At 33.4% G+C, this 26,105-nt stretch carries 22 protein-coding genes; 9 read left to right on the forward strand and 13 right to left on the reverse strand.

The annotated features are described in order from the left end of the window. Window positions 1-7: 7 nt before the first annotated feature. The 3 genes from D9R05_RS07490 to D9R05_RS07500 form a co-directional block, all read right to left on the reverse strand. Window positions 8-1,267 carry an aminotransferase class I/II-fold pyridoxal phosphate-dependent enzyme gene (locus D9R05_RS07490; protein WP_121666603.1) on the reverse strand — a complete coding sequence of 420 codons (1,260 nt, stop codon included), beginning with the start codon at window positions 1,265-1,267 and terminating at the stop codon, window positions 8-10. A gap of 147 nt (window positions 1,268-1,414) precedes the next feature. After that, window positions 1,415-2,455: a PLP-dependent cysteine synthase family protein gene (locus D9R05_RS07495; protein WP_121666604.1), complete on the reverse strand. Its 1,041-nt coding sequence runs from the start codon at window positions 2,453-2,455 to the stop codon at window positions 1,415-1,417. Between the two features lie 91 nt (window positions 2,456-2,546). Next, on the reverse strand, window positions 2,547-4,610 hold the full coding sequence (locus D9R05_RS07500; RefSeq protein ID WP_121666605.1) for a S9 family peptidase: 2,064 nt from the start codon (window positions 4,608-4,610) through the stop codon (window positions 2,547-2,549). Window positions 4,611-4,740: 130 nt separating this feature from the next. On the opposite strand from D9R05_RS07500, the gene D9R05_RS07505 reads away from it, so the two are divergent. Further along, the gene (locus D9R05_RS07505) at window positions 4,741-5,055 is read left to right on the forward strand and encodes a YbaB/EbfC family nucleoid-associated protein (RefSeq protein ID WP_121666606.1); all 315 of its coding nucleotides are present in this window, start codon (window positions 4,741-4,743) and stop codon (window positions 5,053-5,055) included. Window positions 5,056-5,112: 57 nt separating this feature from the next. Here D9R05_RS07505 and D9R05_RS07510 read toward each other — a convergent pair whose 3' ends face one another. From D9R05_RS07510 to tgt, 5 genes are all read right to left on the reverse strand, one after another. After that, entirely contained in the window at window positions 5,113-6,372 is a 1,260-nt protein-coding gene (locus D9R05_RS07510) for an asparagine synthetase B (RefSeq protein ID WP_121666607.1), read from the reverse strand. A gap of 51 nt (window positions 6,373-6,423) precedes the next feature. Further along, window positions 6,424-7,974, reverse strand: coding sequence for a replicative DNA helicase (dnaB, locus tag D9R05_RS07515; protein ID WP_121666608.1), 1,551 nt, complete (start codon window positions 7,972-7,974; stop codon window positions 6,424-6,426). A 167-nt stretch (window positions 7,975-8,141) separates the two neighbouring features. Further along, on the reverse strand, window positions 8,142-9,095 hold the full coding sequence (locus D9R05_RS07520) for an acetyl-CoA carboxylase carboxyltransferase subunit alpha (protein ID WP_121666609.1): 954 nt from the start codon (window positions 9,093-9,095) through the stop codon (window positions 8,142-8,144). A 136-nt stretch (window positions 9,096-9,231) separates the two neighbouring features. Continuing rightward, window positions 9,232-10,305, reverse strand: coding sequence for an LptF/LptG family permease (locus tag D9R05_RS07525; RefSeq protein ID WP_121666610.1), 1,074 nt, complete (start codon window positions 10,303-10,305; stop codon window positions 9,232-9,234). A 1-nt stretch (window position 10,306) separates the two neighbouring features. After that, window positions 10,307-11,437, reverse strand: a complete 1,131-nt coding sequence (gene tgt / locus D9R05_RS07530) for a tRNA guanosine(34) transglycosylase Tgt (protein WP_121666611.1) — start codon at window positions 11,435-11,437, stop codon at window positions 10,307-10,309. Between the two features lie 220 nt (window positions 11,438-11,657). On the opposite strand from tgt, the gene D9R05_RS07535 reads away from it, so the two are divergent. The 6 genes from D9R05_RS07535 to D9R05_RS07560 all read left to right on the forward strand — a co-directional run bounded on the left by D9R05_RS07535 (window position 11,658) and on the right by D9R05_RS07560 (window position 16,769). After that, window positions 11,658-12,443 (forward strand): DUF6503 family protein, encoded by a 786-nt coding sequence (locus tag D9R05_RS07535; protein ID WP_121666612.1) that lies wholly within the window; start codon window positions 11,658-11,660, stop codon window positions 12,441-12,443. A gap of 73 nt (window positions 12,444-12,516) precedes the next feature. After that, window positions 12,517-14,463 carry a threonine--tRNA ligase gene (thrS, locus tag D9R05_RS07540; RefSeq protein ID WP_121666613.1) on the forward strand — a complete coding sequence of 649 codons (1,947 nt, stop codon included), beginning with the start codon at window positions 12,517-12,519 and terminating at the stop codon, window positions 14,461-14,463. A gap of 23 nt (window positions 14,464-14,486) precedes the next feature. Continuing rightward, window positions 14,487-15,038, forward strand: a complete 552-nt coding sequence (gene infC, locus D9R05_RS07545; protein ID WP_162984926.1) for a translation initiation factor IF-3 — start codon at window positions 14,487-14,489, stop codon at window positions 15,036-15,038. 53 nt (window positions 15,039-15,091) lie between these two features. Then, complete coding sequence (gene rpmI / locus D9R05_RS07550; RefSeq protein WP_121666615.1) at window positions 15,092-15,289, forward strand: 50S ribosomal protein L35; 198 nt, start codon at window positions 15,092-15,094, stop codon at window positions 15,287-15,289. Window positions 15,290-15,386: 97 nt separating this feature from the next. Next, window positions 15,387-15,731, forward strand: a complete 345-nt coding sequence (rplT, locus tag D9R05_RS07555) for a 50S ribosomal protein L20 (protein WP_121666616.1) — start codon at window positions 15,387-15,389, stop codon at window positions 15,729-15,731. Window positions 15,732-15,806: 75 nt separating this feature from the next. Then, window positions 15,807-16,769 (forward strand): OmpA family protein, encoded by a 963-nt coding sequence (locus D9R05_RS07560; RefSeq protein WP_121666617.1) that lies wholly within the window; start codon window positions 15,807-15,809, stop codon window positions 16,767-16,769. A 177-nt stretch (window positions 16,770-16,946) separates the two neighbouring features. On the opposite strand, the gene trxB is transcribed toward D9R05_RS07560, so the two are convergent. Next, window positions 16,947-17,930, reverse strand: a complete 984-nt coding sequence (gene trxB / locus D9R05_RS07565; RefSeq protein WP_121666618.1) for a thioredoxin-disulfide reductase — start codon at window positions 17,928-17,930, stop codon at window positions 16,947-16,949. A gap of 176 nt (window positions 17,931-18,106) precedes the next feature. Here trxB and D9R05_RS07570 point away from each other — a divergent pair, with 176 nt between their 5' ends. Together D9R05_RS07570 and acs are read left to right on the forward strand one after the other, a co-directional pair. Beyond that, window positions 18,107-19,018: a tryptophan 2,3-dioxygenase family protein gene (locus D9R05_RS07570; RefSeq protein WP_121666619.1), complete on the forward strand. Its 912-nt coding sequence runs from the start codon at window positions 18,107-18,109 to the stop codon at window positions 19,016-19,018. A gap of 107 nt (window positions 19,019-19,125) precedes the next feature. After that, window positions 19,126-21,039: an acetate--CoA ligase gene (acs, locus tag D9R05_RS07575; RefSeq protein WP_121666620.1), complete on the forward strand. Its 1,914-nt coding sequence runs from the start codon at window positions 19,126-19,128 to the stop codon at window positions 21,037-21,039. Between the two features lie 21 nt (window positions 21,040-21,060). Here acs and D9R05_RS07580 read toward each other — a convergent pair whose 3' ends face one another. The 4 genes from D9R05_RS07580 to D9R05_RS07595 are packed head-to-tail and all read right to left on the reverse strand — an operon-like array spanning window position 21,061 to window position 26,103. Further along, complete coding sequence (locus tag D9R05_RS07580; protein ID WP_121666621.1) at window positions 21,061-21,681, reverse strand: L-threonylcarbamoyladenylate synthase; 621 nt, start codon at window positions 21,679-21,681, stop codon at window positions 21,061-21,063. A gap of 60 nt (window positions 21,682-21,741) precedes the next feature. Then, window positions 21,742-23,130, reverse strand: a complete 1,389-nt coding sequence (locus D9R05_RS07585) for a TolC family protein (protein WP_121666622.1) — start codon at window positions 23,128-23,130, stop codon at window positions 21,742-21,744. Beyond that, on the reverse strand, window positions 23,127-24,497 hold the full coding sequence (locus tag D9R05_RS07590; protein WP_121666623.1) for an HlyD family secretion protein: 1,371 nt from the start codon (window positions 24,495-24,497) through the stop codon (window positions 23,127-23,129). The genes D9R05_RS07585 and D9R05_RS07590 overlap by 4 nt, the downstream gene beginning before the upstream one ends. Next, a complete protein-coding gene (locus tag D9R05_RS07595; protein WP_121666624.1) occupies window positions 24,490-26,103 on the reverse strand; it encodes an ABC transporter transmembrane domain-containing protein in 1,614 nt (537 codons plus the stop codon). Before D9R05_RS07595 ends, D9R05_RS07590 begins: the two co-directional genes overlap by 8 nt. Between the last annotated feature and the right edge of the window lie 2 nt (window positions 26,104-26,105).

Below are 26,105 nucleotides of genomic sequence, written 5' to 3' on the forward strand. Positions count from 1 at the left end.
TTATGTTTTATTCCTTTACTGCTTCAGAAACTGCAGCAGACATACGTTTGTATAATCCACTTTCTAACCGCTCTCTAATCGCTGAAAACGCTACTAAGGTTTCTTCGACATCTTGTAAAGTATGTGAAGCTGTCGGAATCATTCTGAGTAAAATTAAACCTTTAGGAATTACTGGATACACTACAATAGAACAAAACACGCCATGATTTTCTCTTAAATCTTTTACTAGCGCCATTGCTTCAGGAATACTTCCTTTTAAGTAAACCGGTGTTACACAGCTTTGCGTTGTACCAATGTCAAAACCTCGATCTTTTAAACCGTTTTGCAATGCATTTACGTTTTCCCAAAGCTTTTCTTTTAGTTCGGGCATGGTTTTAAGCATTTCTAAACGTTTTAAAGCACCTTCTACTAATTGCATTTGTAGCGACTTTGCAAACATTTGCGAACGCAAATTATACTTTAAATAATCGATTACCTCTTGATCTGCCGCAATAAAAGCTCCTGTACTTGCCATTGATTTTGCAAAAGTGGCAAAATAAACATCTATATCATTTTGAACACCTTGCTCTTCTCCAGCTCCTGCACCAGTTTCTCCTAATGTTCCAAACCCGTGAGCATCATCAACAAATAAACGGAAATTAAATTTTTTCTTTAATTCAACTATTTCTTTTAATTTTCCTTGTTCACCACGCATTCCAAATACACCTTCAGAAATCAAAAGAATTCCGCCGCCGGTTTGTTCAGCAATTTTAGTTGCACGCTCTAAGTTTTTTTCTATACTCGCAACATCGTTATGTTTATATGTAAAACGTTTTCCTAAATGTAAACGAACACCATCGATAATACAAGCATGAGCATCTACATCATAAACGATAACATCATCTTTACCAACCAGGGCATCTATGGTAGAAACCATGCCTTGATACCCGAAATTTAATAAATAAGCGGCATCTTTATTCACAAATTCTGCCAATTCATTTTGAAGTTTTTCATGTAAGTCTGTGTGACCGCTCATCATTCTTGCTCCCATAGGATATGCTGAACCATACTTTGCTCCTGCTTCTGCATCTACTTTTCTTACTTCCGGATGGTTTGCCAAACCTAGATAATCATTCACACTCCAGGTAATAACTTCTTTTCCTCTAAATTTCATTCGGTTACTAATTTCACCTTCCAATTTTGGAAAAACAAAATAGCCTTCCGCTTGATCTGCCCATTTACCTAGTGGTCCTTTATCCTTGTATATTTTATCAAATAGATCTTTCATAAGATTTTTGTTTTTAAACCAAGTCGCAAAAGTATGAAATTTCTACAAACTCTTCTTTTACGATTTTGAATTTCGCTTAATTTTTTCGTTATAAATAGCAAAAAGCATCCTAATATAGGATGCTTTAATTATTTAATTGCTAAAAAGCTACTTAATATATTCTATTTTTTCTGCTCCAACATTATTTTCACTATCTGAAAAACCTTGTTCTTGCATCCAATCGTCGCTATATATTTTACTCATATAACGAGATCCGTGATCAGGAAAAATAATAACTACTTTACTATTTTCATCAAACTCTCCTTCTTCTACTAATTGTTTAACTCCTTGAAAAGCTGCTCCACTAGTATAACCAACAAATAAACCCTCTGTTCTTGCAATATTTCTAGCTGTATGTGCACTTGCTTCATCAGAAACTTTAACGAACGTATCTATAATATCAAAGTCTGTAGCCGTTGGAATTAAGTTTTTCCCTAAGCCTTCAATTCTATAAGGATATATTTCGTCGGGATCTAACTCTTTAGTTTCGTGATATTTTTTTAGCACAGATCCATAAGCGTCAATTCCAATAATTTTAATATCAGGATTTTTTTCCTTTAAAAAACGCGCTGTTCCAGAAATTGTACCTCCGGTACCACTACAAGCAACAAAATGAGTAATCTCTCCTTCTGTTTGTTTCCATATTTCAGGCCCTGTTGAATTATAATGTGCATCAATATTTAATTCATTAAAATATTGATTGATATAAACCGAACCTTTAATTTCTTGATTTAAGCGTTTTGCAACTTGATAATAAGAACGTGGATCGTCTGCCGAAACATTTGCTGGACAAACATACACCTTGGCTCCCATTGTACGAAGCATATCAATTTTATCGCCAGAAGATTTTGAACTTACAGCAAGAATACAATCATAACCTTTTATAACACTTACCATAGCAATACTAAAACCGGTATTACCCGATGTAGTTTCTATAATGGTGTCGCCGGGTTTTAAAATTCCTTTGCGTTCTGCTTCTTCTATAATGTAAAGCGCTATCCGGTCTTTAGTAGAATGACCAGGGTTAAAAGCTTCTACTTTTGCGAAAAAATCGCCTTTAAAATTCTCAGTAATTTGGTTCAACTTTATTAATGGAGTATCCCCTATGAGTTGTAATACATTGTTGTAAACCTGTAAGTCTTCTCTCATAAATTGATGTTCTTGTTAACATATAAATGTTTGCCGAAGTATCAACTAAACATTAGTACAAAACAGGGCAAATTTACATTATTTTTTTTAATTATTCACTTATTCCTTCTAAGTCTAATATAAAAGCATAATCTTCAGCTACTTCTTTTAAGGCTTCAAACCTTCCCGATGCCCCGCCGTGCCCAGCTTCCATATTTGTATGAAATAATAAAATATTTGAGTCTGTTTTTAGTTCTCTTAATTTTGCTACCCACTTTGCTGGCTCCCAATATTGTACTTGAGAATCATGAAAACCCGTAGTTACTAAGATATTTGGATAATCTTGTGCTTGAACATTGTCATAAGGAGAATAAGATTTCATATACTCATAATAATTCTTATCATTCGGATTACCCCATTCATCATACTCTCCTGTTGTTAGAGGAATACTATCGTCCAACATAGTAGATACAACATCTACAAATGGTACTGCAGCAATAACACCATTGTACAATTGTGGCGCCATATTTAAAATACCGCCCATTAACATTCCTCCTGCAGAACCACCAAAAGCATATAAATATTTTGCAGATGTATAATTTTGTTGAATTAAAAATTTACTGCAATCTATAAAATCTGTAAATGTGTTTCTTTTATGAAGCAATTTTCCTTCCTCATACCATTCTCTACCCAAATATTCTCCTCCACGAACGTGAGCAATCGCAAAAACAAAACCGCGGTTTAATAAACTTAATCTAGATGTTGAGAAAGAAGGATCGGTGGTATGACCATAACTTCCGTATGCGTATTGCAGTACAGGATTATTACCGTCTTTTTTTAGACCTTTTTTATAGACTAATGACATTGGAACTTTAGTTCCGTCTTGTGCTGTTGCCCAAATACGTTCTGATGTATAATTTTCTTTTCTAAAACTGGGATCTTCAACAGATTGTTCTTTCTTAACCTCACTTTCTTTTGTTTTCATGTTAAAATCAATAACAGAGGCTGGAGTGGTTAGCGAATTATACCCGTATCGTAAAATATTAGTATCAAAATCCGGGTTGTTACCGGTGTAAGCTGTATAGGTTTCATTATCAAAAGGCAAATAATAATCTTCCTGTTCATCCCAACGCATAATTCTGATCTTATTTAAGCCTTGGGTACGTTCTCCTAAAACTAAATAATCTCTAAAAATATCGACATCTTCTAACAAAACATCTTTTCGATGTGGAATAACTTCTTCCCAATTGTCTTTAGCAGTTTTTTCGGTCGGGGTTTTCATCAATTTAAAATTGGTAGCATCATCAGCATTTGTTAACACATAAAAAAAGTCTTGGTAATGAGCTATTCCATATTCTAATCCGCGAATGCGTTCTTGAAATAGGTGAAAATTTCCTCTGGGAAAATCGGCATTTAAAATTCTATATTCATCGCTAACAGTACTGCTAGAACCAATGATGATATATTTTTTTGATTTTGATTTGTAAACGTAAGCATTAAAAGTTTCATCTTTTTCATGATAAACTAATATATCATCATCTGGATTTTCTCCTAAAATATGCTGATATATTTTATCTGACCGAAGCGTTTCTTCGTCTTTACGAGTGTAAAAAAGCGTTTTATTATCGTTTGCCCAGGTAGAGCTTCCGGTGGTGGTTTCTATTTTAGTTGGAAGAATTTCTCCTGTTTCTATATTCTTCACCTGAATGGTGAATTTTCTTCGGCTCACCGTATCAACTCCAAAAGAAATTAAATTATTATCGGGACTAATACTTAGCCCGGTTAATTTAAAATACGAATGCCCTTGTGCCATTTTATTACAATCAAATAAAATTTGCTCTTCTGCTTCTAAAGTTTCTTTTTTTCGAGCATAAATTGGATAATTTTTTCCGGTTTCAAATCTTACATAATACCAATAACCATTCATCTTATAAGGAACAGAAGTGTCATCCTCTTTGATACGTGCTTTTAATTCTTCGAATAAGTTTTCTTGAAAATGCTTTGTATGCGCTGTCATTTCATCATTATAAGCGTTTTCTTCCTCTAAATATTTAATTACTTCGGGGTTTTCTCGTTCATTTAACCAGAAATAATTATCTATTCTTTCATCTCCATGAATTTCCAATTTTTTAGCAATTTTTTTTGCTTTCGGCGCGGCTACTGATATTTTCAAAATTTATGCTTTTAATTTCTTGATTGCCACAAAGGTAAAATTCTAACCTAAATTTACTAAGAAAGCTTCAAGTATTTATGAAATGAACACTTCTGTTTTATAACTTTGTAGCTTAACTTAAAACTAGATGATCATGTTTGGAGATATGATGAATAAATTAAAGGAGACACAACAAAAAGTTGAAGAGACTAAAAAAAGATTAGATACGGTTAGTCTTCAGGAAGCCTCTAACGACGGACTTTTAAAAGTAACTATTACAGCAAATAGAGAAATTAAAAATATTGAAGTTGCTGATAAATTAATGGAAGATAAAGAACAATTAGAAGATTATTTAGTTCTTACCTTAAATAAAGCTATAAAAAAAGCGAGCGATGTAAATGAAGCTGAGCTTGGAGCAGCTGCTAAAGAAGGAATGCCAAATATTCCAGGAATGGATATGTTTAAATAAGTGTATGTCAATATTCAAAAAAATCCTGATGAAAAATTTATCAGGATTTTTTTTGCATCAAGTTTTTTGTTTCTTTTTCTTAGCAGCTGGAAATAATACATTATTCAAAATTAAACGATAACCGGGAGAATTAGGATGCAATGACAACTCTGTTTTAGGATCTCCTACCATATGTTGATAATCCTCAGGATCGTGACCTCCATAAAATGTAAAAAAACCTTTTCCTTTTATTCCATGGATATAACGAGCTTCACCATTACTTTTATTTTTTCCCATTACTAGAACAGTTGGTTTTATTTCTCGTGGATCGTAAGAAGTAGTTTGCCCCATAAAGCCTTTCACTAAACTAGTATGGTTTTGACATAGCATCGTAGGAATAGGATCCCATTTAGCCGAATAGGTTTTCAGAGTAAAATAATCTACCTCTTTAGAAATCTTTCTTTTTGTTGTCATATCAATAGAAGAAAACTCATATTTCATAGGACTTCTCTCCAACGTGAAATCAGTAAATGCAAATGTATTATTGTAATCAATTTTGCTCTGATAACCAGCCTCACTTGGGTCGCCATCGAACATAGGTTCACAAATATCAACACCATCTGCAGCTAGAGCTATATCAAAACTATCGGTTGCACTGCACATAGCGAACATAAAACCACCACCTACTACGTAATTTCTTATTTTTTTAGCGACAGCTAGTTTTTCTTCAGAAACTTTATCATAACCCAAATCTGTCGCTAATTTTTCAGCATTTTTCTTATCTTCAATATACCACGGAGTTGCGCGATATCTGGCATAAAACTTACCATATTGACCTGTGAAGTCTTCGTGATGTAAGTGCAGCCAATCGTACAATAAGAGTTTTTCTTCTAATACATCTTTATCATAAATAGTTTCATAAGGTATTTCGGCATAAGTTAAAACCATTGTTACAGCGTCATCCCAAGGTGCTTTTCCGTCTGGAGTATAAACAGCAATTTTAGGTGCTTTTTCTAAGACCACAGCTTCCATGTTTTGTGAAGGACTACTAATCTCTTCTAAAACAGAACTAGTTTTAGCATCGCTTAAAACCTCAAACGAAACTCCTCTAATTTTACACTCTTTACGTAATCCCTCTGTGTCTGGTACTAAAAAAGCTCCTCCTCTATAATTGAGTAACCATTTTACTTTTTGTTGCTTTTTTAGCACCCAATACGTTATTCCGTATGCTTTTAAATGATCTTTTTGAGAATCAGCATCCATAGGAATTAAAACATAAGATGCAAATGAAAAAAACGGAATTAGTAATAAAATTAAAATGCAAATTAACTTTTTCATAGTTGAAAGATAATCAAAATTTATTCCATAACTAAATTAGCGTTCTTCAATTTAGAAAGGCACATCATCTTCTCCTGATGAACTATTCATGGAACTACCAAAGGCTTCATCTGCTGAAGGAAGATTTGCCGGATTAAAATTGTCTTTTTCACCGTCGTTCTCTTCATTCAATTTAGAGTGAAATTCAAATGGTGAATCAAAAGTTTCAAGATTATCAAATTTACCAAGATGACCGATAAATTTCAGCCTAATATTTTCTAATCCCCCGTTACGGTGTTTAGCTACAATAAATTCTGCCTGACCTTCGGTCGGACTTCTTTCTTCATCATCCCATTCATCAATTTTATAATATTCAGGACGGTAAATAAATGAAACAATATCGGCATCTTGCTCAATTGCTCCAGATTCCCTTAAATCAGAGAGCAGAGGTCGCTTGCTTCCTCCACGAGTTTCTACTGCTCGAGATAACTGAGAAAGAGCAATAACCGGTACATTTAATTCTTTTGCTAAAGCTTTCAGGTTTCTAGAAATAGTAGAAATTTCCTGTTCACGATTTCCACCTTTCTGTGTTCCACCCGCGGTCATTAATTGTAAATAGTCAATTACAATTAACTTTATACCGTGTTGTGAGGCTAAACGGCGTGCTTTTGCACGTAAATCAAAAATAGAAAGAGATGGTGTATCATCAATAAATAAAGGTGCTTTTTCCAAGCCTTTAACTTTCACGTTTAGTTGTTCCCACTCGTGTGTTTCTAAATTTCCTGTTCTTAGTTTTTCTGAAGAAAGTCCTGTTTCAGAAGAAATTAAACGTGTAATCAACTGTACAGAAGACATTTCACAAGAGAAAAATGCAACCGGAATATTTTGTCCAACTGCAATATTACGAGCCATTGACAAGGTTAATGCTGTTTTACCCATACCAGGTCTTGCTGCCACAATAATTAAATCACTGGGCTGCCAACCGGAAGTAAGTTGATCTAGTTTATCAAAACCGGAAGGAATACCGCTTAAACCTTCTTTATTAGAAATTTCCTCAATTCTTTTCTTTGCTTGAATTACTAAACTATGAGCCGTTTCTGAAGAACGTTTAATATTTCCTTGTGTTACCTCATAAAGTTTAGATTCTGCTGTGTCTAATAAATCAAAAACATCTGTACTTTCTTCGTAGGCATCTTCAATTATTTCATTTGAAATTTTTATCAAACTTCGTTGAATATATTTTTGAAGAATTATTCTAGCATGAAACTCAATATGTGCAGAAGATGATACTTTTTGGGTTAGTTGAATTAAATAATAATCGCCACCGGAAGCTTCCAGTTTTTCATCTTTCTTTAATTGACTAGAAACCGTTAATAAGTCAACTGGTTCACTATTTTCAAACAAGGTATAGACAGCATGATAAATATGTTGATGTGATTTTTTATAAAAAACTTCAGGATGAAGAATATCTATAACCTCATCTACACCTTTTTTATCTATCATCATCGCGCCTAGCACAACTTCTTCTAAATCAACTGCTTGTGGAGGTAATTTTCCTTTTTCAAGATTAATAACATTTCCTCCTCCAAATTTATATTGTTGTGCCGATTTTGTTTTTTCCATATCACGAAAGTAAAAAAATTGTTAAGGCAAAGGCGAAAAATTACGAACTAGATAGTTCACCATTCATTAACAATTGAACTGTTGATAACTAAATTTTATTGTTGATAAGCATAAAAAAACCGAAGTAAAAAACTTCGGATTTTTTAAATGTTATGGATTCAGCGGATCTAGCCTTTAAACACTCCCATGTTTAAATATTTTTCCATTCTAGTTTCTACTAATTCTTCTGGTGATAAGTTTTTAAGCTCATTATAAGATTCGGAAACTACTTTAGAAAGTGTTTTAAACATTTCCTCTTTACTACTATGCGCTCCACCTAAAGGTTCTTTTATAATAGAGTCTATTACTTTAAGACGTTTAGCATCTTTTGCGGTAAGCTTTAAAGCTTCTGCAGCTTGTTCTTTATGATCCCAACTGCGCCATAGAATTGATGAACAGTTTTCTGGAGAAATCACAGAGTACCAAGAATTTTCTAGCATCATTACCTTATCTCCTACACCAATTCCTAATGCTCCACCACTAGCTCCTTCTCCAATTACAACAACAATTATAGGAACTTTAAGACGTGTCATTTCTAAAATATTACGAGCAATCGCTTCTCCTTGACCTCTTTCTTCTGCTTCTAAACCGGGATAAGCTCCGGGTGTGTCTATAAATGTAAGTACAGGAAGATTAAACTTTTCAGCAGATTTCATTAAGCGTAATGCTTTACGATAACCTTCTGGACTAGCCATTCCAAAATTTCGGTATTGACGTGTTTTAGTATTATATCCTTTTTGTTGACCGACAATCATAAAGCTTTGACCATCAACTTTTCCTAAACCACCGACCATTGCTTTATCATCAGCAACATTTCTATCGCCATGAAGTTCTAAAAAGGTATCGCCGCAAAGTGCCTTTATATAATCTAAAGTATAAGGCCTGTTTGGATGTCTTGAAAGCTGAACACGTTGCCAAGCAGTTAGGTTTTTATATATTTCCTTTTTAGTTTCTTTTAGTTTCTTTTCTATTTGCTTGCAGGTTTCAGATACATCAACTTCACTATCTTCTCCTATTTTACAAGCTTTTGTATATTGTTCTTGTAAATCTTTTATCGGTAATTCAAAATCTAAATATTCCATAACTTGGCTATAGCTTTTGTTTTTATAGCTTACAAATATATAAAACTTCTCTAGTTGTTTTCTCGCTTCAGTTTAATTTTTTAAAAAAATTGGATCCATTAAATTCTAAAAAGATCTTAACTATTTATTTAAGAAATTATCGTCTTGCTTTACGTAGTAATATAACAGCTAATACTCCAAAAACGATATTTGGAAACCAAACCGCTAATAGCGGTGAAAAAGTTGATTGCTCTGCAATAGTACCAAATACTTTATCGAAAAAGACAAAGATAAAGGCAATAGAGATTCCTACCGCTAAATTTACACCCATCCCGCCTCTGCGTTTCATCGCGGAAACTGACACTGCTATTATAGTAAGAATATAAGCAGAAACAGGCAAACTTAATCGTTTATATGCAACTACTTGGTAACGATTAATATTGGCGGAGCCACGACGTTTTTCTTGTTCGATAAAATCATCTAATTCAGCATAATTCAGGGTTTCTGCGATGTAAGAAACCGGTGTTAATGCATCAAACTCGAATGGTAAAATTGTATCTAATTTAGTTTTAGAAATCAGCTTATCTCCGCGAGCACCCACAAATCTTTTTTCATAACGAATAAGTGTATAAGAACTGTCTTCTTCATTAAATTGTAATCGATCTGCTTTGATTTTAAATTTTAACTGATTTCCTTCAAAATGTTCTAAGGTAAAATTATTTGCTGTGTGTTGCTTTGGTCGAAAATGTGTAGCATAAATATATTCATTATCATTTATCTGCCTATAGACATCTTTAGTTTCTTGTACATCCTCGTGTTTTAAATACTTATATTTAAACTCATTATAACCTTCGTTAGCTTCAGGCGCTAAATACATACTCATAATTAAGGCAGCAACACAAACTATAGTTGCACCAATAATATAAGGCCGTAAAAATCTATTAAATGAAACACCGGAACTTAAAAAAGCAATAATTTCTGTATTATTAGCAAGTTTTGAAGTAAACCAAATTACTGATAAAAATAAGAATAATGGAAATAGTAAATTGGCAAAATAGACCGTAAAGTCTATATAATAATAAACTACCTCTATAAAAGGAACATCTTTTTCAAAAATCTTATCAATTTTTTCAGCTAAATTTACTGTAATTCCAATAGGAATAAAAAGTAAAAGCAACATAGTAAATGTACCCAAATAGCGTTTTAATATGTACCAATCTAATATTTTCAAACTATAAACGTTTATCCATTTGTTTAACCATTTTATCTTTCCAGGTTCTAAAATCTCCAGCTAAAATATGTTTTCTAGCCTCTCTAACCAACCAAAGATAAAAACCAAGATTATGAATAGTAGCAATTTGCCTGCCAAGCATTTCGTTTACAGTAAATAAATGTCTTACATACGCTTTAGAATACTCTGTATCTACCCATGTAATTCCCATTTCATCTATAGGAGAAAAATCGTCTTCCCATTTTTTATTCTTTATATTTATAGTTCCGTGAGCAGTAAATAACATTCCATTTCTACCATTTCTTGTTGGCATTACGCAATCAAACATATCTACACCTAATGCAATATTTTCTAATAAATTAATTGGGGTACCAACGCCCATTAAATAACGTGGTTTGTCTTCAGGTAATATGTTTGTTACAACCTCTGTCATAGCATACATTTCTTCAGCAGGTTCTCCAACTGAAAGCCCACCAATTGCATTTCCTTCTGCACCAGCATTTGCAATGTATTCAGCTGATTGTTCACGAAGATCTTTATATGTACTTCCTTGAACTATCGGAAAAAGTGTCTGTTCATATCCATAAAGTGGAGATGTTTTTTCAAAATGATTTATACATCTATCTAGCCAACGATGTGTCATATGCATAGATCGTTTTGCATATTTATAATCGCACGGGTATGGTGTACATTCATCAAAAGCCATAATTATATCGGCTCCTATTTCTCGCTGAACTTCCATAACATTCTCGGGCGTAAAAAAGTGATATGAACCATCTATATGCGATTTAAACTTAACGCCTTCTTCTTTTATTTTTCTATTGGCCGAGAGCGAGTAAACTTGGTACCCGCCACTATCTGTCAAGATATTCCGGTCCCAATTCATGAATTTATGTAAACCCCCAGCTTTTCTTAAGATATCAGTTTTAGGACGTAGATATAAATGATAAGTATTCCCTAAAATTATATCAGGATTTATTTCTTCTTTTAGTTCTTTTTGATGAACTCCCTTTACTGTAGCAACTGTACCAACAGGCATAAAAATAGGAGTTTCTATTGTGCCGTGATCTGTGGTTATACTTGCAGCTCTTGCACTGCTATTAGGATCTTTAGCTTGGAGTTTAAATTTCATATTATGGTTTAAAGCGCACAAAGATAAGCATAAGCTACGAGTTTAAAAGTATAGCTTTAAAATCCTTATTTTATTTAATATAAAAAATCATTTTACTCCCTATATCAATTATTATCTTTAAAAACTCTTTTAGAATATACTAATCGAAATAAGGTTTAAATATGACAAGCTTTTCTATATTTGAAGATATAAAACATTAAATTTATTACACTTTTAAATCATGAAAAAAATCTACTTTATATTCTTCAGCTTTTCAATATTCCTTAGTGCTTGTCAAAACGAACCTAAAAAAATAAAAAGTGATAAAGAAGCGGTTGCCTTCGCTGAAAAAATTGAAAAAACACACGAAAAAAAATCCTTTGCAAAAAAGCAAGCAGTTTCTTTTCATATCGATTTAAATTTTGGCGGAGAAGAAAGATTAAATGCTACCATTACACAACTCACAAATTCCGGAAAGATTAAAATTAAAAAAGATGACGGTACTACAATAATTTTTGATGGTAAAGAAGTTTATCTCTACCCAGAAGTCACCAATTATTCCGGTGCTCGATTTGATATTTTTACTTGGTCTTATTTTTTTATGATGCCACATAAATTAACCGACCCAGGAACTGTTTGGAAAAATAAAAAAGAACGTGAATTAAATGAAAAAAAATACAATTCAGCTAAATTAAGCTTTCAGCAAAACATAGGCGACGCCCCAGATGATTGGTATGTAGTTTATGCTGATAAAAATACAAACTTACTAAAAGCAGCGGCCTACATTGTAACCTTTGGTAAAGATATAGAAAAAGCCGAAAAGAACCCACACGCAATTGTATACGAAAACTATATTACAGTAGACGGTATACCTTTCTCCAATTATTGGAAATTTTTTAATTGGAGTGAAGAAAAAGGAATTTACGGAAAACCCATTGGGGAAGCACTCATTAAAAATATCAGTTTAAAAGAAGTATCAGAAGGAGAATTTTCTGTACCAAAAACTGCCATAAAAATCGAGCAATAAAAACAATATTTAAGCACTTTTGTTGCTTGTAAAGAAAAATTATCCTTTTATCTTTGCCACTTAAACTAGACGCATGATCAAAATTACTTTGCCAGATGGCAGCATCAAAGAGTTTGAAAACGGAACAACCGTTTTAGAAGTAGCCCAAAGCATAAGTCAAGGCTTGGCTAGAAATGTTATTTCTGCAAAATTCAACGGGCAAACCGTTGAGACTAAAACCCCATTACAAACAGATGGATCTTTAGTGTTGTTCACTTGGAAAGATGATGAGGGCAAAAAAGCATTTTGGCATAGTTCTGCTCACGTTTTAGCGCAAGCAATTCAAGAATTGTACCCTGGTGTAAAACTTACCATTGGTCCTGCAATCGATACTGGTTTTTATTACGATGTAGATTTTGGCGAGCATAAAATTTCTGAAAATGACTTCAAAAAAATTGAAGATAAAATGCTAGAAATCTCGCGCCAAAAGCACGAATTTGAAATGCGAGAAGTTTCAAAAGCAGATGCTTTAAATTTCTATAAAGAAGAAAAAAATCCTTACAAAGTTGAATTAATTGAGAACTTAGAAGACGGAGATATTACATTTTGTGATCATGCTAACTTTACAGACTTGTGTAGAGGTGGTCATATACCAAATACCGGAATTATTAAAGCGGTAAAGTTAATGAGCGTTGCCGGTGCGTATTGGCGCGGAGATGAAAACAATCCACAGTTAACGCGTGTTTACGGTGTCTCTTTTCCAAAGCAAAAAGAATTAAAAGAATATTTAGTTCTTTTAGAAGAAGCAAAAAAGCGTGACCATAGAAAACTTGGTAAAGAATTACAACTCTTTACATTTTCTCAAAAAGTCGGACAAGGTTTACCACTTTGGCTGCCAAAAGGTGCTGCATTAAGAGAACGATTAGAAAATTTCCTTAAAAAAGCGCAACAAAAAGCAGGTTACGAGCAAGTCGTTTCACCACATATTGGTCAAAAAGAATTGTACGTAACTTCTGGTCACTATGCAAAATATGGCGAAGACAGTTTTCAACCAATAAAAACACCAAGTGAAGATGAAGAGTTTTTATTAAAACCGATGAACTGCCCTCACCACTGCGAAATATACAATGCAAGTTCTTGGAGTTATCGTGATTTACCAAAACGCTTTGCCGAATTTGGTACCGTTTATCGTTACGAGCAAAGTGGTGAATTACATGGATTAACCCGTGTAAGAGGTTTCACTCAAGATGATGCCCATATTTTTTGCACACCAGATCAATTAGATGATGAGTTTAAAAAAGTAATTGATTTAGTATTATATGTTTTCGGTTCCTTAGGTTTCGAAAACTTTACGGCACAAGTTTCATTAAGAGATCCAGATAATAAAGAAAAGTACATCGGCTCCGATGAAAATTGGGAGAAAGCAGAAAATGCAATTATTAATGCCGCAAAAGAAAAGAATTTAAATTATATAATTGAAACAGGTGAAGCAGCATTTTATGGTCCTAAATTAGACTTCATGGTAAAAGATGCTCTAGGAAGAAGCTGGCAATTAGGAACTATACAAGTAGATTACAATTTACCTGAACGTTTCGATTTAACCTATAAAGGTAGTGATAATGAAATGCATCGCCCTGTAATGATACACCGTGCTCCTTTTGGAAGTATGGAACGCTTTGTGGCAATTTTACTGGAACATACTGGTGGAAATTTCCCATTATGGCTAATGCCAGAGCAAACTATAATTCTGTCTTTGAGTGAGAAATATGAAAATTATACAAAAAAAGTTTTAAATTCACTAGAAAATCACGAAATTCGCGGCGTATCGGACAATCGAAATGAGACCATGGGTAAGAAAATTCGTGAAGCCGAAGTCAACAAGATACCATATATGGTCATTGTTGGTGAGAAAGAAGAGCAAAATGGCATCATTTCTGTACGTAAACACGGTGGTGAAGATTTAGGCACAATGAGCGTTGAGCAATTTGCAGAAATCATTAATACAGAAATTAGCCAAAGTTTAAAAACATTTGAAGTTTAATTTAAAATTATATAGTCATAGCAATACGTAGAAAAAAATCCAAGAATTCATTTAGACAGAAAAAGGAGGATCCGCACAGAATTAACGATAAAATTCGTGTGAATGAAGTTCGCTTAGTAGGAGATAATGTAGAGATGGGTGTTTACCCAACTAGAAAAGCCTTATCTATTGCTGAAGAATTAGGCTTAGATTTGGTAGAAATTTCTCCAAATGCTAAACCGCCTGTTGTTAAGGCCATGGACTATAAAAAGTTTCTTTATGAACAAAAGAAACGTGAAAAAGCCATGAAAGCAAAAGCTTCTAAGGTAGTGGTTAAAGAAATTCGATTTGGTCCTAATACAGATGATCATGATTATGAATTTAAAAAGAACCACGCACAAAAATTCTTAGAAGAAGGAGCAAAGCTTAAAGCTTATGTCTTTTTCAAAGGTCGTTCTATTGTCTTTAAAGATAAAGGTGAAATTTTATTACTTCGCCTTGCTACCGATTTAGAAGAAGTTGGTAAGGTAGAACAAATGCCTAAGCTAGAAGGAAAGCGTATGACCATGTTTATGGCGCCAAGAAAATCAAAATAAACGAGATTTCTCGTGAAAATAATAAGTTGAGATAACTAAAAACAAGGACAGACATGCCTAAAATGAAGACAAAATCTAGTGCCAAAAAACGTTTCAAGTTAACCGGTACTGGTAAAATCAAAAGAAAGCACGCGTTTAAAAGCCATATTTTAACAAAAAAGTCTAAAAAACGTAAGCTTGCATTGACTCATAGTACATTAGTACATAAGTCTGATGAAGATAACATTAAACTTCAATTACGTTTAAAGTAAGAAGTTTAATAGGTTAAGTTTTATTTTAATAACCCTGGAGTTAGGCCTGTAAAAAGTATTAAGAAATTAATCGCCTGCTACAAAAAACAAATTAATTATGCCAAGATCAGTAAATTCAGTTGCTTCAAGAGCTAGAAGAAAAAAAGTAATGAAGCAAGCAAAAGGTTATTTCGGACGTCGTAAAAACGTTTGGACAGTAGCCAAAAATGCGGTAGATAAAGCAATGTTGTATGCTTATAGAGACCGTAAAACCAAAAAAAGAAATTTCCGTACATTATGGATTACTCGTATTAACGCGGGTGCTCGTTTAAACGGAATGTCTTATTCTCAATTTATGGGGAAAGTAAAAGCTAATAATATCGATTTAAACCGTAAAGTTTTAGCCGATTTAGCGATGAACCACCCAGATGCTTTTAAAGCAATTGTAGATAAAGTTAAATAAAGTACAACAAAAGTTGTCTCATCTTATCAAGAAAACCTTCTCTTAATTGAGAAGGTTTTTTTATTTTTAGGCTTTATGAAGACAATTTATACATTCATCTTTTTTCTACTCTGCTCTACTCCATTGTTTTCTCAAATAGAGTTTGAGGAAATGGACTTCAAAAAATTCTATAAAGTCGGTGAAAATAAAGAAATATTTATGCCGCTTGGTAAAATTTCCTTTGCTGACTCTGTTATTTCTTTTAAAGAAGGTTCTCCAAAAGCTTTAAAAGAATTTGCAGATCCTAAAAATTGCTTAGGAGAAACAGACTTCGTACGCTATTTAGAGCCTAATTATGTGTCTATTGGTTGTGGCGGAGAACTAGTTGTTCAGTTTAAAGACAATGGATTTATAGATATTGATGGACCAGATTTATATTTTTTCGAAATCGGTCCTTCCGTAGAAGCCTTCGAAGTTCATATTTCTGAAGATGGAAAAACCTGGTATCCAGTAGGAGACACTCATGGCGGTTCGTCTTATGTGGATATAGCTTCTGCTGAAAAAGAAATAAATTATAAACGAATTTATTATTACATTAAAATTAAAGATTTACATTTTTTCTGTCGCGGACCAACTCCCGGAGCAGATATTGATGCAATTGCTACAATTGCAGGTGTACTAAAAATAGACTTACAGGCAAATCTTCTTTTTGACACGGATAAATACAATCTTAAGGAAACTGCTAAAAGTGCCCTAGATAGTTTAAAAAATGGATTAGGACAAATCCCTAAAGCTGAAATTATAATCGAGGGCCATACCGATGCAGACGGAAGCGATGAGTACAATCAAACTTTATCTAAAAATCGGGCTGAAAGTGTAAAAAATCACTTAGAAAAAACCTTAAAAGAGGTTGGAGAATACACTTTTGAGACGAAATTTTATGGAGAAGAAAAGCCGATTAGTGATAACACTACAACTCAAGGAAAACAGCAAAACAGGCGTGTTGAAATTGTTGTAATTCCCGATGAAGAATTCTATAAACCACCTAAAAAGAAATGAATTAAATACTAATAGCTCGAGAAAACAAAACACTTAAATTCAAATTAAAATAGAGACAATCGAATATTAGCATTTATAAAATCTTTACTTCAGGTAATAAAAATAGATCTTGGTTATATTACTAAAATAAAAGCTGTCTAAAAAGACAGCTTTTATCGATTAAATTTTGAAAGTTTTTTAAGCCGAAACCTTTTCTGTTTCTTCAGCTTCACTTTCTACCGTAGCTAAATAACGCTCAGCATCAAGTGCTGCCATACAACCTGTACCGGCTGCAGTTACTGCTTGCCTATATTCTTTATCTTGAACATCTCCACTAGCAAAAACGCCAGGAATGTTTGTTTTGGTAGATTTTCCTTGAGTAATTAAATATCCCGTATCATCCATCTCTAACTGATCTTTAAAAATATCAGTATTTGGTTTATGACCAATAGCAATAAATAAACCGGTAATTTCTATATCTTCTTTCTCTCCAGTTTCATTATTAATCATACGCAAACCTTCTACAACTTGTTCACCAATAACTTCATCTACTTCGGTATTGTAACGTAAATCAATATTTTTTGTACTCGTTACACGGTGTTGCATTGCTTTTGAAGCACGCATTTCATCTTTACGAACTAACATGGTTACTTTTTCACAAATATTTGCTAGATAAGTAGCTTCCTCAGCTGCAGTATCTCCGCCACCTACAATAGCAACTTGTTGATTTTTATAGAAAAAACCATCGCAGACTGCACAAGCTGAAACTCCCCCACCTCGTAAACGCTGTTCACTAGGCAAACCTAAATATTTAGCAGTAGCGCCGGTAGAGATAATTACAGTTTCGGCTTCTACCCAAGTAGAATTATCAATGCAAGCTCTATGAATTCCGCCAACTTCCTTACTAAACTCAACTTCGGTTACCATTCCCATGCGGACTTGCGTACCAAAACGTTCTGCTTGTTTTTGTAATTGTATCATCATCGTTGGTCCATCAATTCCATCGGGATAGCCCGGAAAATTATCTACTTCTGTCGTAGTAGTTAATTGCCCACCAGGTTCCATTCCTGTGTACATTACCGGATTCATGTCGGCTCTAGCGGCATAGATTGCTGCAGTGTAACCTGCAGGACCAGATCCGATTATCAGACATTTTATTCGTTCAGTTTTTGTTGCTGTCATAATTTTTTCAATTTTCAGATTGTAAAAATAGGAAGAACTTCAAAATTCCCCTAGAAAAATAATGAAGTCTTCTTATAAAAGTATCATTTAAACTAATTATTTTTATAAAATCTACTAAATTAGAATAGATAAAGTTCATTAGTTTTTGATATTTTTGTGGGAAATATACCCAACTCATGAGTAAGAAAGAACTATTATCTGCACTGGATAAAAAATATGAAGCATTAGGAGAAAATCCCGAAACTTATTTAAAAGGCTTACTTCAAGCAAAACCTATAAATTATTGGGATTATATAGACGTAGATGCATTGCTTTCTTTACAAAAACCAAGAACCGATTTTAAGGACGAGGAAATTTTTATCATGTACCATCAAATCACAGAATTGGTTTTGAAACTCATGATTAACGAATTGAAACAAATTACCTTAGAAGATTTAGAAGAAGAAGTTTTTATTGATAAAATGAAGCGTTTAAAACGTTACACAAATTTATTAATGACTTCTTTTGATGTTATGCGTTTTGGCATGAGTTATGACGACTACAATACCTTTAGAGCAACCTTAGCTCCGGCAAGCGGTTTTCAGAGTGCTCAATTTCGGTTTTTAGAAATTTACAGTACACCTTTAGAAAACCTTGTTAATATAAAAGGAAAAGAACGCCTACCGGACAATCCCACTACCGAAGATTATTTTGATAATATTTATTGGAAAGATGCCGGACACAACCGTAAAACCGGAAAAAAAACCTTAACGCTACGTTTATTTGAAGAAAAATATTTAAATGATTTTATAAGGCTTGCCAATCATATGAAAGGAAAAACATTAGCCGAAAAACTTCAAAAATTCACTAACCCCTCTAAAGAATTAATTAACGCTGCAAGAGATTTTGATCACTATTACAATGTTGAATGGCCTTTAGTTCACCTAAGAACGGCGCAGCATTACTTAGACAAAAAAGGAGAAAACAAAGCCGCTACCGGTGGATCTGAATGGAAAAAATATTTACATCCAAAATATCAACAGCGTAAATTTTTCCCACAACTTTGGACAGAAAAAGATATGCTAACCTGGGGAGAAAAAACAGAATAAAACAAACATAAACCAGTTCTACAGAGTTAACTTTTCGTATTTATTTAACAGAAAAGCCCCTTGATTTTTTTAACTTTAAGTAAATAAAAAATCATATAAGCACCTCTATGGATATAAGGGACAATCTTCAACTAAAAACTTTTGCAGAATATAAAAAAGCATACAAAGCCAGCGTAGAAAACCCTGAAAAATTTTGGGATGCTATAGCAGATAAATTTGATTGGAAAAAAAAGTGGGATAAAACGCTGGAATGGGATTTTGAAAAACCCGAAGTAAAATGGTTTCAAGGCGGAAAACTTAATATTACAGAAAATTGTTTAGATCGTCATGTTAAACATCACCCTAATAAAGAAGCTATTATTTGGGAACCTAACGACCCTAGTGAAGAATCTCGCCACATTACATATAAGCAATTACAAATTAAAGTTTGCAATTTTGCGAATGTTTTAAAACAAAATGGAATAGAAAAAGGTGATCGTGTTTGTATTTACATGCCGATGATTCCAGAATTAGCAATCGCAATGCTTGCTTGTGCAAGAATTGGCGCTATCCATTCTATCGTTTTTGCAGGTTTTTCCAGTAAAGCGATTGCTAACCGAATTAACGATGCTGAATGTAAAATGCTTATTACCGCAAACGATTATTATCGAGGAAGAAAATCGATTGAATTAAAAGCAATTTGTGATGAAGCCTTAAAAGAAACACCTTCTATTGAAACGGTTATCGTTTATCGAAGAACAGTAAACCCCACACCGATGAAAGAAGGACGCGATAAATTTTGGTTCGATGAATTGCAAAAAGCTTATTCTGAATGCGACCCGGCAGAAGTAGATGCTGAAGATCCGCTATTTATTTTATATACTTCAGGTTCCACAGGAAAACCAAAAGGAATGGTTCATACTACCGGTGGTTATATGGTAGGAACTACTTATAGTTTTCAGAATGTTTTTCAACCAAAAAATGATGATGTTTATTGGTGCACCGCAGATATTGGGTGGATTACCGGCCACTCTTATATTATTTACGGACCACTGGCAGCTGGAGCTACAACTGTCATGTTTGAAGGGGTCCCAAGCTATCCTGATTATAGTCGCTTTTGGGAAATAGTTGAAAAATTCAAAATCACGCACTTTTACACCGCACCAACAGCTATTCGTTCGTTAGCAAAGCAACCACTCTCACACGTTGAAAATCACGATTTAAGTTCATTAAAGGTTTTAGGATCTGTGGGAGAACCGATTAACGAAGAAGCTTGGCATTGGTTTAACGATAATATTGGTAAGGGAAATTGCCCGATCGTAGATACTTGGTGGCAAACAGAAACCGGTGCGATTATGATTTCTCCTTTAGCTGGAATTACTGCTACGCGACCTACATTTGCTACTTTTCCGCTGCCCGGCGTTCAACCCGCTTTAATGGATGAGGAAGGAAATGAAATTGAATTCAATAATCAAAAAGCAGAAGGAAGATTGGCTATAAAAGCGCCTTGGCCATCAATTGCCAGAAGCATTTGGAATGATCACGAGCGTTATAAAAATGTTTATTTTTCAGCTTATAAAAATATGTATTTTTCCGGCGACGCTGCTTATCGTGACGCTACCGGAAATTACAGAATTACCGGTCGTGTAGACGATGTAATAATAGTTTCCGGTCATAATTTAGGAACTGCTCCTATTGAAAATATTATAAATGAAAATGAAAAGGTAGCCGAAAGTGCGATTGTTGGCTTTCCGCATGAAGTTAAAGGGACGGCACTTTATGCCTATGTAACCTTACATAACGGTAAAGAGGCTACTGATGAATTAAAACAACAAATAAGAGCAGAAATTTCTAAAAGCATAGGTGCCATTGCGAAGCCTGAAAAAATTCAGTTTGTAAATGATTTGCCAAAAACACGAAGTGGAAAAATTATGCGTAGAATTCTTCGGAAAATTGCTTCAAAAGAAACCGATAATTTAGGCGACACTTCCACCCTATTAAATCCAGATGTTGTTCAAGAAATTATAGATAATGCTTTATAAATAGTTAAATGAAAAAGGAGATTAGAAAATCGCTAAATCTCCTTTTCCTTTTCTTATAACTTCGGGTTCACCTGTAGTCAAATCAATCACTGTAGAAGCAACGTTATCACCAAAACCACCATCCACAACAATATCAACCAACTTATCCCATTTTTCAGCTATCAATTCCGGATCAGTTGTGTATTCTATAACCTCATCATTATCTTTTATAGAAGTTGAGACAATAGGATTTCCGAGAGCGCTTACTATTGCTTTGCTTATAGAGTTGTCAGGAATACGAATTCCTACTGTTTTTTTCTTTTTAAAAACCGATGGTAATGTATTGCTGCCGGGTAAAATAAATGTATATGGACCGGGAAGATTTCTTTTTAAAATTTTAAACGTCTGGTTATCGATCTGCTTTGCGTATTCTGAAAGGTTACTTAAGTCTTCGCAAATAAAAGAAAAATTAGCTTTCTCTAATTTTACGCCTTTAATTTTTGCTATTTTCTCTAAGGCTGAATTATTTGTAATATCACAGCCTAAACCATACACAGTATCGGTTGGGTAAATTACCAACCCTCCTTTTTTTAAAACATCAACTACCTTTTTTATTGCTTTTGGAGAAGGGTTTTCTTCATAAATTTTGATCAATTCTGCCATAAGTTTTGGTTTTTAGGAGTGAAAATTTACGAAAAAAAAAGAAGATGAGCTTTGCGTCTTTTATAAATCTAATCTTAAAATTTCAAAAAGTTGAATGGCTGCTTTAAAATATTCATTTTGAATTTTATTTTCTTTTAATTGAGCATCTATTAATTTATTTTCACGAGAATTTACAAGAAATATAGAACTTTCTCCCACTTCAAATAAGCGGTTTTCTGAAGTAACCATTATTTTACTTTCTTCAACTATTTCTTCAATAATATCAATTTGTTCTTGTAAGCTTAAAATTTCTGTTTCTGTAGCCCTAATTTTATTTTTTAATTGCCATTCTTTTTGATCTAATTTATAGGCGGTAGTCTGTCTTTTTACTTTTGCAATTCGTAAATCACCTCGTTCTTTTCTTAGGAAAAGTGGAAATTCAACTTTTATTCCGGCTTTATAATTGGCCGTGTTTATATAACTGGGCTCGTCTACTGTCTCTGTTAAGAAATTATATTCAAGATTTACTTTTGGCAAGAGATTATTTTTTCCCAAACGTATATCCAGATCATAGACTTCAAGTTCATATTCTAATGAACGTAATTCAGGATGCTCGGAAATATCTTGAGCATTCCCCAAGAAATTTTGTATGCCCAAACTAGTAAAAACTTGTTCTTGTGAAGCCTGTGGAATGAGTTGGTCTTCTAATTCTACCGGAATTTCTTCTATCCATAAATAATTGGAAAGTGCCAATTTTGCTTTTTGAAGTTTTAATGTAGCTTGTTTTAGATCTAAATTTCGTGTTCGTAAAAATATTTTTGTTTCAACGGTATCTATGGCCGGGGTTTGCCCAAGTTCACTAGTTCTAGAAACACCATTAAAACGGACTTGTGCATTCTTTAAAAAATTCTCAAAAACAGTTTTGTTTTCATAATACAACTTCCAGTCGGCATAAGCCTTGGCCGCTTCAGCTAAAATAGAATTGATTAAAATATTTCGTTCAACTTCATTTTTTTCCTGAAGAATTTTTGCTTGTTTTACCGCATTCATTCGTTCATTATACAACAAGCCCCGCAATACATTTATACTTACACCCGCACTCCAAATACCATCGTCAGGTGTTTTATTTTGGGGATTTAAATAAAAGCCTTCATTTTGCTCGTAATCTGCTTTTAGATCGATCCCATACCAAGTTGGAATTTTAAAACTCCCCTTCCAAAGCGAATAATACTCGGTGTCTTTAAAGTTTTTTTCCTTTACTCCACCGGATAATTTAGGATCAAAAGCACCTCTGGCTTTTAACAGTTTTGCTTCAGCCTCCGTAAGCTTTAAATCTGCTTGAGCCACTATAGGATGGTGCATTTTCACCATGGCTAGAAATTCTTCTAGCGTAAAAACCTCTTCCTGTTCTTGAGCTATAAGCGTTGAAGAAAAAACAAGTGCGATAAAGAGTGAAATTACTTGCTTCATTTTTTCAAATTTGACTTGTATACATCGTTATTAATCTCGTCCTTTTTCTTATAATAATTAGGAGGAAACCCGTTTAGTTGACGCCAAATTTCATACCACACAGGCACATCGTCTAATAAGGCTAATGTTCTTGCTCCAGAACCAACGCGCAAATCCTTTGGCCAGTCATAATCACTATTATGGTCTGGTGACAATAAAACTCTATACTTACCATTACTACTTATAAAGTTCTCTATAGCAACAACTTCTGCTCCGTAGGTTCCGTAAGAAGCATTTGGCCAGCCACTAAATACAATTGCAGGCCAACCATCAAATTGAACTCTAACATGATCTCCAATTTGTAATAATGGCAAATCTATAGGTCTTACGTAGGTTTCTACAGCAATCTGATAATTTGAAGGCATTATATTGACCAGTTTTTCACCTTCCTTAAAAGTTTCTCCGATACCCGAAATTAATGCTTTATTAATGTAACCATCTTGAGGTGCTTTTATATAATACATCCCTCTTCTTACCTCATAATTACTTCGCGAATTTTCAAGTTTAGAAACTTGTGCTTCTGTATCATTTAATGATGATAATGTTGAAGAAACCTCGCTTTCGGTTTTACTGATTTTATTTTCATATTCCGCCTCAATTCTATTGATTTCCATTTGAGCGTTTAACAGCTCATTTTCACTCGTTAGCAATTTATTTTCTAAATCAATTACTTTGGCTTGAGCCTCTTGAAGTTTAGACTGTTTAATTTCATAATCTAATCTAGACTTCAACCCCTCTTCGTAAAGTGATTCAATTCGATCAAACTGATTTTCCGCGATTGACTGGTTTACTCTTGCTGCTTCTAACGCAATACTATCGCTTTTAATCTTTAAGCGAGCTTGTTGTAATTTATTTCTTGTTTGTTTTAATTTAAGTCCTTGTTCTTTTCGTAAAGCCTGTAATTGATTTCTTAATGCATTTACTTTCTCTTGATAAGATGATGCAGATTGATTTTTTGAATTAATCTGACTATCTGTTCTTTCAATTAAATTTGGATCAAAATATTCACTTTTTACTTCTGAAATATGCAAAATTGTATCTCCTTTATTTACAAAATCCCCTTCACTTACATACCATTTTTCAATCCTCCCAGGAATTGGAGATTGGATAGTTTGCGGGCGCTGCTCCGGTCTTAAAGTTGTAACATAACCATTACCTTGGATTGTTTGTGTCCAAGGTAAAAACAGTAAGATGACTAAAAATATAGCTACTCCCAGCATAATTTTAGCAATAAAATTATGCAAATTTCTATCTACTATAGATGAGTAGGCTTCATATTTAGAGAAATTTACCTCTGCATCTACTTCGCTATTCGATAAATTAAGCATCTCCGTTTGTATTTAAAGTTATGGTTCTTAAATTTCCTTTGAGCTCACTTTTACTTGCCAAAATAATAGTACAATCATAAGTTTCTGCATATTGAACCAGGTATTCTATATCACGATCGTACAGAATAAACTCCTCTTCAATCATTAAAAATTCAGGAAATTTCAATAATTCTCTTATTAATCTAATTTTTTGTACTAAGGCGTGACTTATCAATCTTGTGCCGGGAAAAACGTGTGTATCTACACTTTGTGATAGGCTATTAATTTCTTCAAGTACTCCAAATTCTTCTAAAAAATCATAAATTACATCCTCTTCTAGCGAAATATTATTTAAGGTTAAATTTTGCCAAATAGTTCCATCAAATAAATAGTTTGTATTTAATACCAAGCCAATACGCTTTCGGTAATCATCTAAATTGATATTGGAAATCTCTTTTCGGTTTAAGTAAATTTTACCATTACGAGTTTTTTTCATTGCAGCCAGAAAATGAAATAATTCATAAATATGTAAATGTTTACCTATTATATTTACAACATCTCCTCTTTCTATGGTAAAACTATTTGCTCTATTATAATCTACTTCTAGAGCTTCTACCTGAATTGGAAAAATGGTGTTTTTCTTATTACTGACACGTGCTTTTTTATCGATCTTTTTAGAACTTACCTCATCTATTTTCTCTATAGCTGTAACAACATCATAAATGGTTTCTAAGCTAAAACCTATTTTATCTATTGAATTAATAATTAAGAGAATAATAATTTCTGCAGCCACAAATTGACCGATATTCATTTGTTGCGATAAAACTAAAAGACCACCAATTAACAATAATCCTAGCGTCATAATTACTTTGAAGCCTACCAGTTGTTTAAACTGATTTTTTACAATTTTAAAATGACGTTGTCTATCATTTAAATAATTTTGGACCAAATCGTTATTTCGCTGTTGTTCATATTCGTGGGAAGTATTCTTAAAAGTCTTAAAATTTGCTGCTACCTGCTGTATCCAGAAAGCCACTTTATACTTCTGCTTTGATTCTGAAATGCTTGTAGCAACAGCTTTCTTCATACTGATTTTGAAAAAAATGTATAACAAAATAACTAACAGCAATCCTAAACCAATAAAAAATGGGTGATAAAAAGATAATAGAAATAAGCCAAAAACTATTTGTATAACGGCTGCGGGGAAATCTATCAATAATTTTTCTAATCCCTTCTGTAAAGTCAGTACATCAAAAAATCGATTTGAAAGTTCCGGTGGAAATGTATTTTCCAGTTCGCGAACTCTAATCTTCGGGAATTTATAAATAAACTCAAAAGCTGCTCTTGCAAAAACTTTTTCTTGTATATTTTCTAAAATATCTAATTGAAGCACTTGTAAAGCACCCATTAAACCAACTCCTATTGTTACCAATGCAGTTAATAAAATCCAAGAACTAGAAACTTCTGCGCCTTGAATTAAATTGATAATTGCTTGAATTCCTAACGGAAGTGTAAGACTTATTAAACCTGCAAAAACGGCATAATAAAGTACTTGCAACAAATCGCGGCGCTCTAACTTTAGTAAGTTGTAAAGTTTATTCCAAGGAGAAATTGAATTACTAGCCATAA

This window comes from Mesonia aquimarina, assembly GCF_003667275.1.
In the GTDB taxonomy this organism is placed as follows: Bacteria; Bacteroidota; Bacteroidia; order Flavobacteriales; family Flavobacteriaceae; genus Mesonia; species Mesonia aquimarina.

Coding starts and splice junctions, on each gene's coding strand:
- D9R05_RS07490 (WP_121666603.1), bottom strand. CDS start 1,267: ATGAAAGATCTATTTGATAAAATATACAAGGATAAAGGACCACTAGGT.
- D9R05_RS07495 (WP_121666604.1), bottom strand. CDS start 2,455: ATGAGAGAAGACTTACAGGTTTACAACAATGTATTACAACTCATAGGG.
- D9R05_RS07505 (WP_121666606.1), top strand. CDS start 4,741: ATGTTTGGAGATATGATGAATAAATTAAAGGAGACACAACAAAAAGTT.
- D9R05_RS07510 (WP_121666607.1), bottom strand. CDS start 6,372: ATGAAAAAGTTAATTTGCATTTTAATTTTATTACTAATTCCGTTTTTT.
- dnaB (WP_121666608.1), bottom strand. CDS start 7,974: ATGGAAAAAACAAAATCGGCACAACAATATAAATTTGGAGGAGGAAAT.
- D9R05_RS07520 (WP_121666609.1), bottom strand. CDS start 9,095: ATGGAATATTTAGATTTTGAATTACCGATAAAAGATTTACAAGAACAA.
- tgt (WP_121666611.1), bottom strand. CDS start 11,437: ATGAAATTTAAACTCCAAGCTAAAGATCCTAATAGCAGTGCAAGAGCT.
- D9R05_RS07535 (WP_121666612.1), top strand. CDS start 11,658: ATGAAAAAAATCTACTTTATATTCTTCAGCTTTTCAATATTCCTTAGT.
- thrS (WP_121666613.1), top strand. CDS start 12,517: ATGATCAAAATTACTTTGCCAGATGGCAGCATCAAAGAGTTTGAAAAC.
- rpmI (WP_121666615.1), top strand. CDS start 15,092: ATGCCTAAAATGAAGACAAAATCTAGTGCCAAAAAACGTTTCAAGTTA.
- rplT (WP_121666616.1), top strand. CDS start 15,387: ATGCCAAGATCAGTAAATTCAGTTGCTTCAAGAGCTAGAAGAAAAAAA.
- D9R05_RS07560 (WP_121666617.1), top strand. CDS start 15,807: ATGAAGACAATTTATACATTCATCTTTTTTCTACTCTGCTCTACTCCA.
- trxB (WP_121666618.1), bottom strand. CDS start 17,930: ATGACAGCAACAAAAACTGAACGAATAAAATGTCTGATAATCGGATCT.
- D9R05_RS07570 (WP_121666619.1), top strand. CDS start 18,107: ATGAGTAAGAAAGAACTATTATCTGCACTGGATAAAAAATATGAAGCA.
- acs (WP_121666620.1), top strand. CDS start 19,126: ATGGATATAAGGGACAATCTTCAACTAAAAACTTTTGCAGAATATAAA.
- D9R05_RS07580 (WP_121666621.1), bottom strand. CDS start 21,681: ATGGCAGAATTGATCAAAATTTATGAAGAAAACCCTTCTCCAAAAGCA.
- D9R05_RS07585 (WP_121666622.1), bottom strand. CDS start 23,130: ATGAAGCAAGTAATTTCACTCTTTATCGCACTTGTTTTTTCTTCAACG.
- D9R05_RS07590 (WP_121666623.1), bottom strand. CDS start 24,497: ATGCTTAATTTATCGAATAGCGAAGTAGATGCAGAGGTAAATTTCTCT.
- D9R05_RS07595 (WP_121666624.1), bottom strand. CDS start 26,103: ATGGCTAGTAATTCAATTTCTCCTTGGAATAAACTTTACAACTTACTA.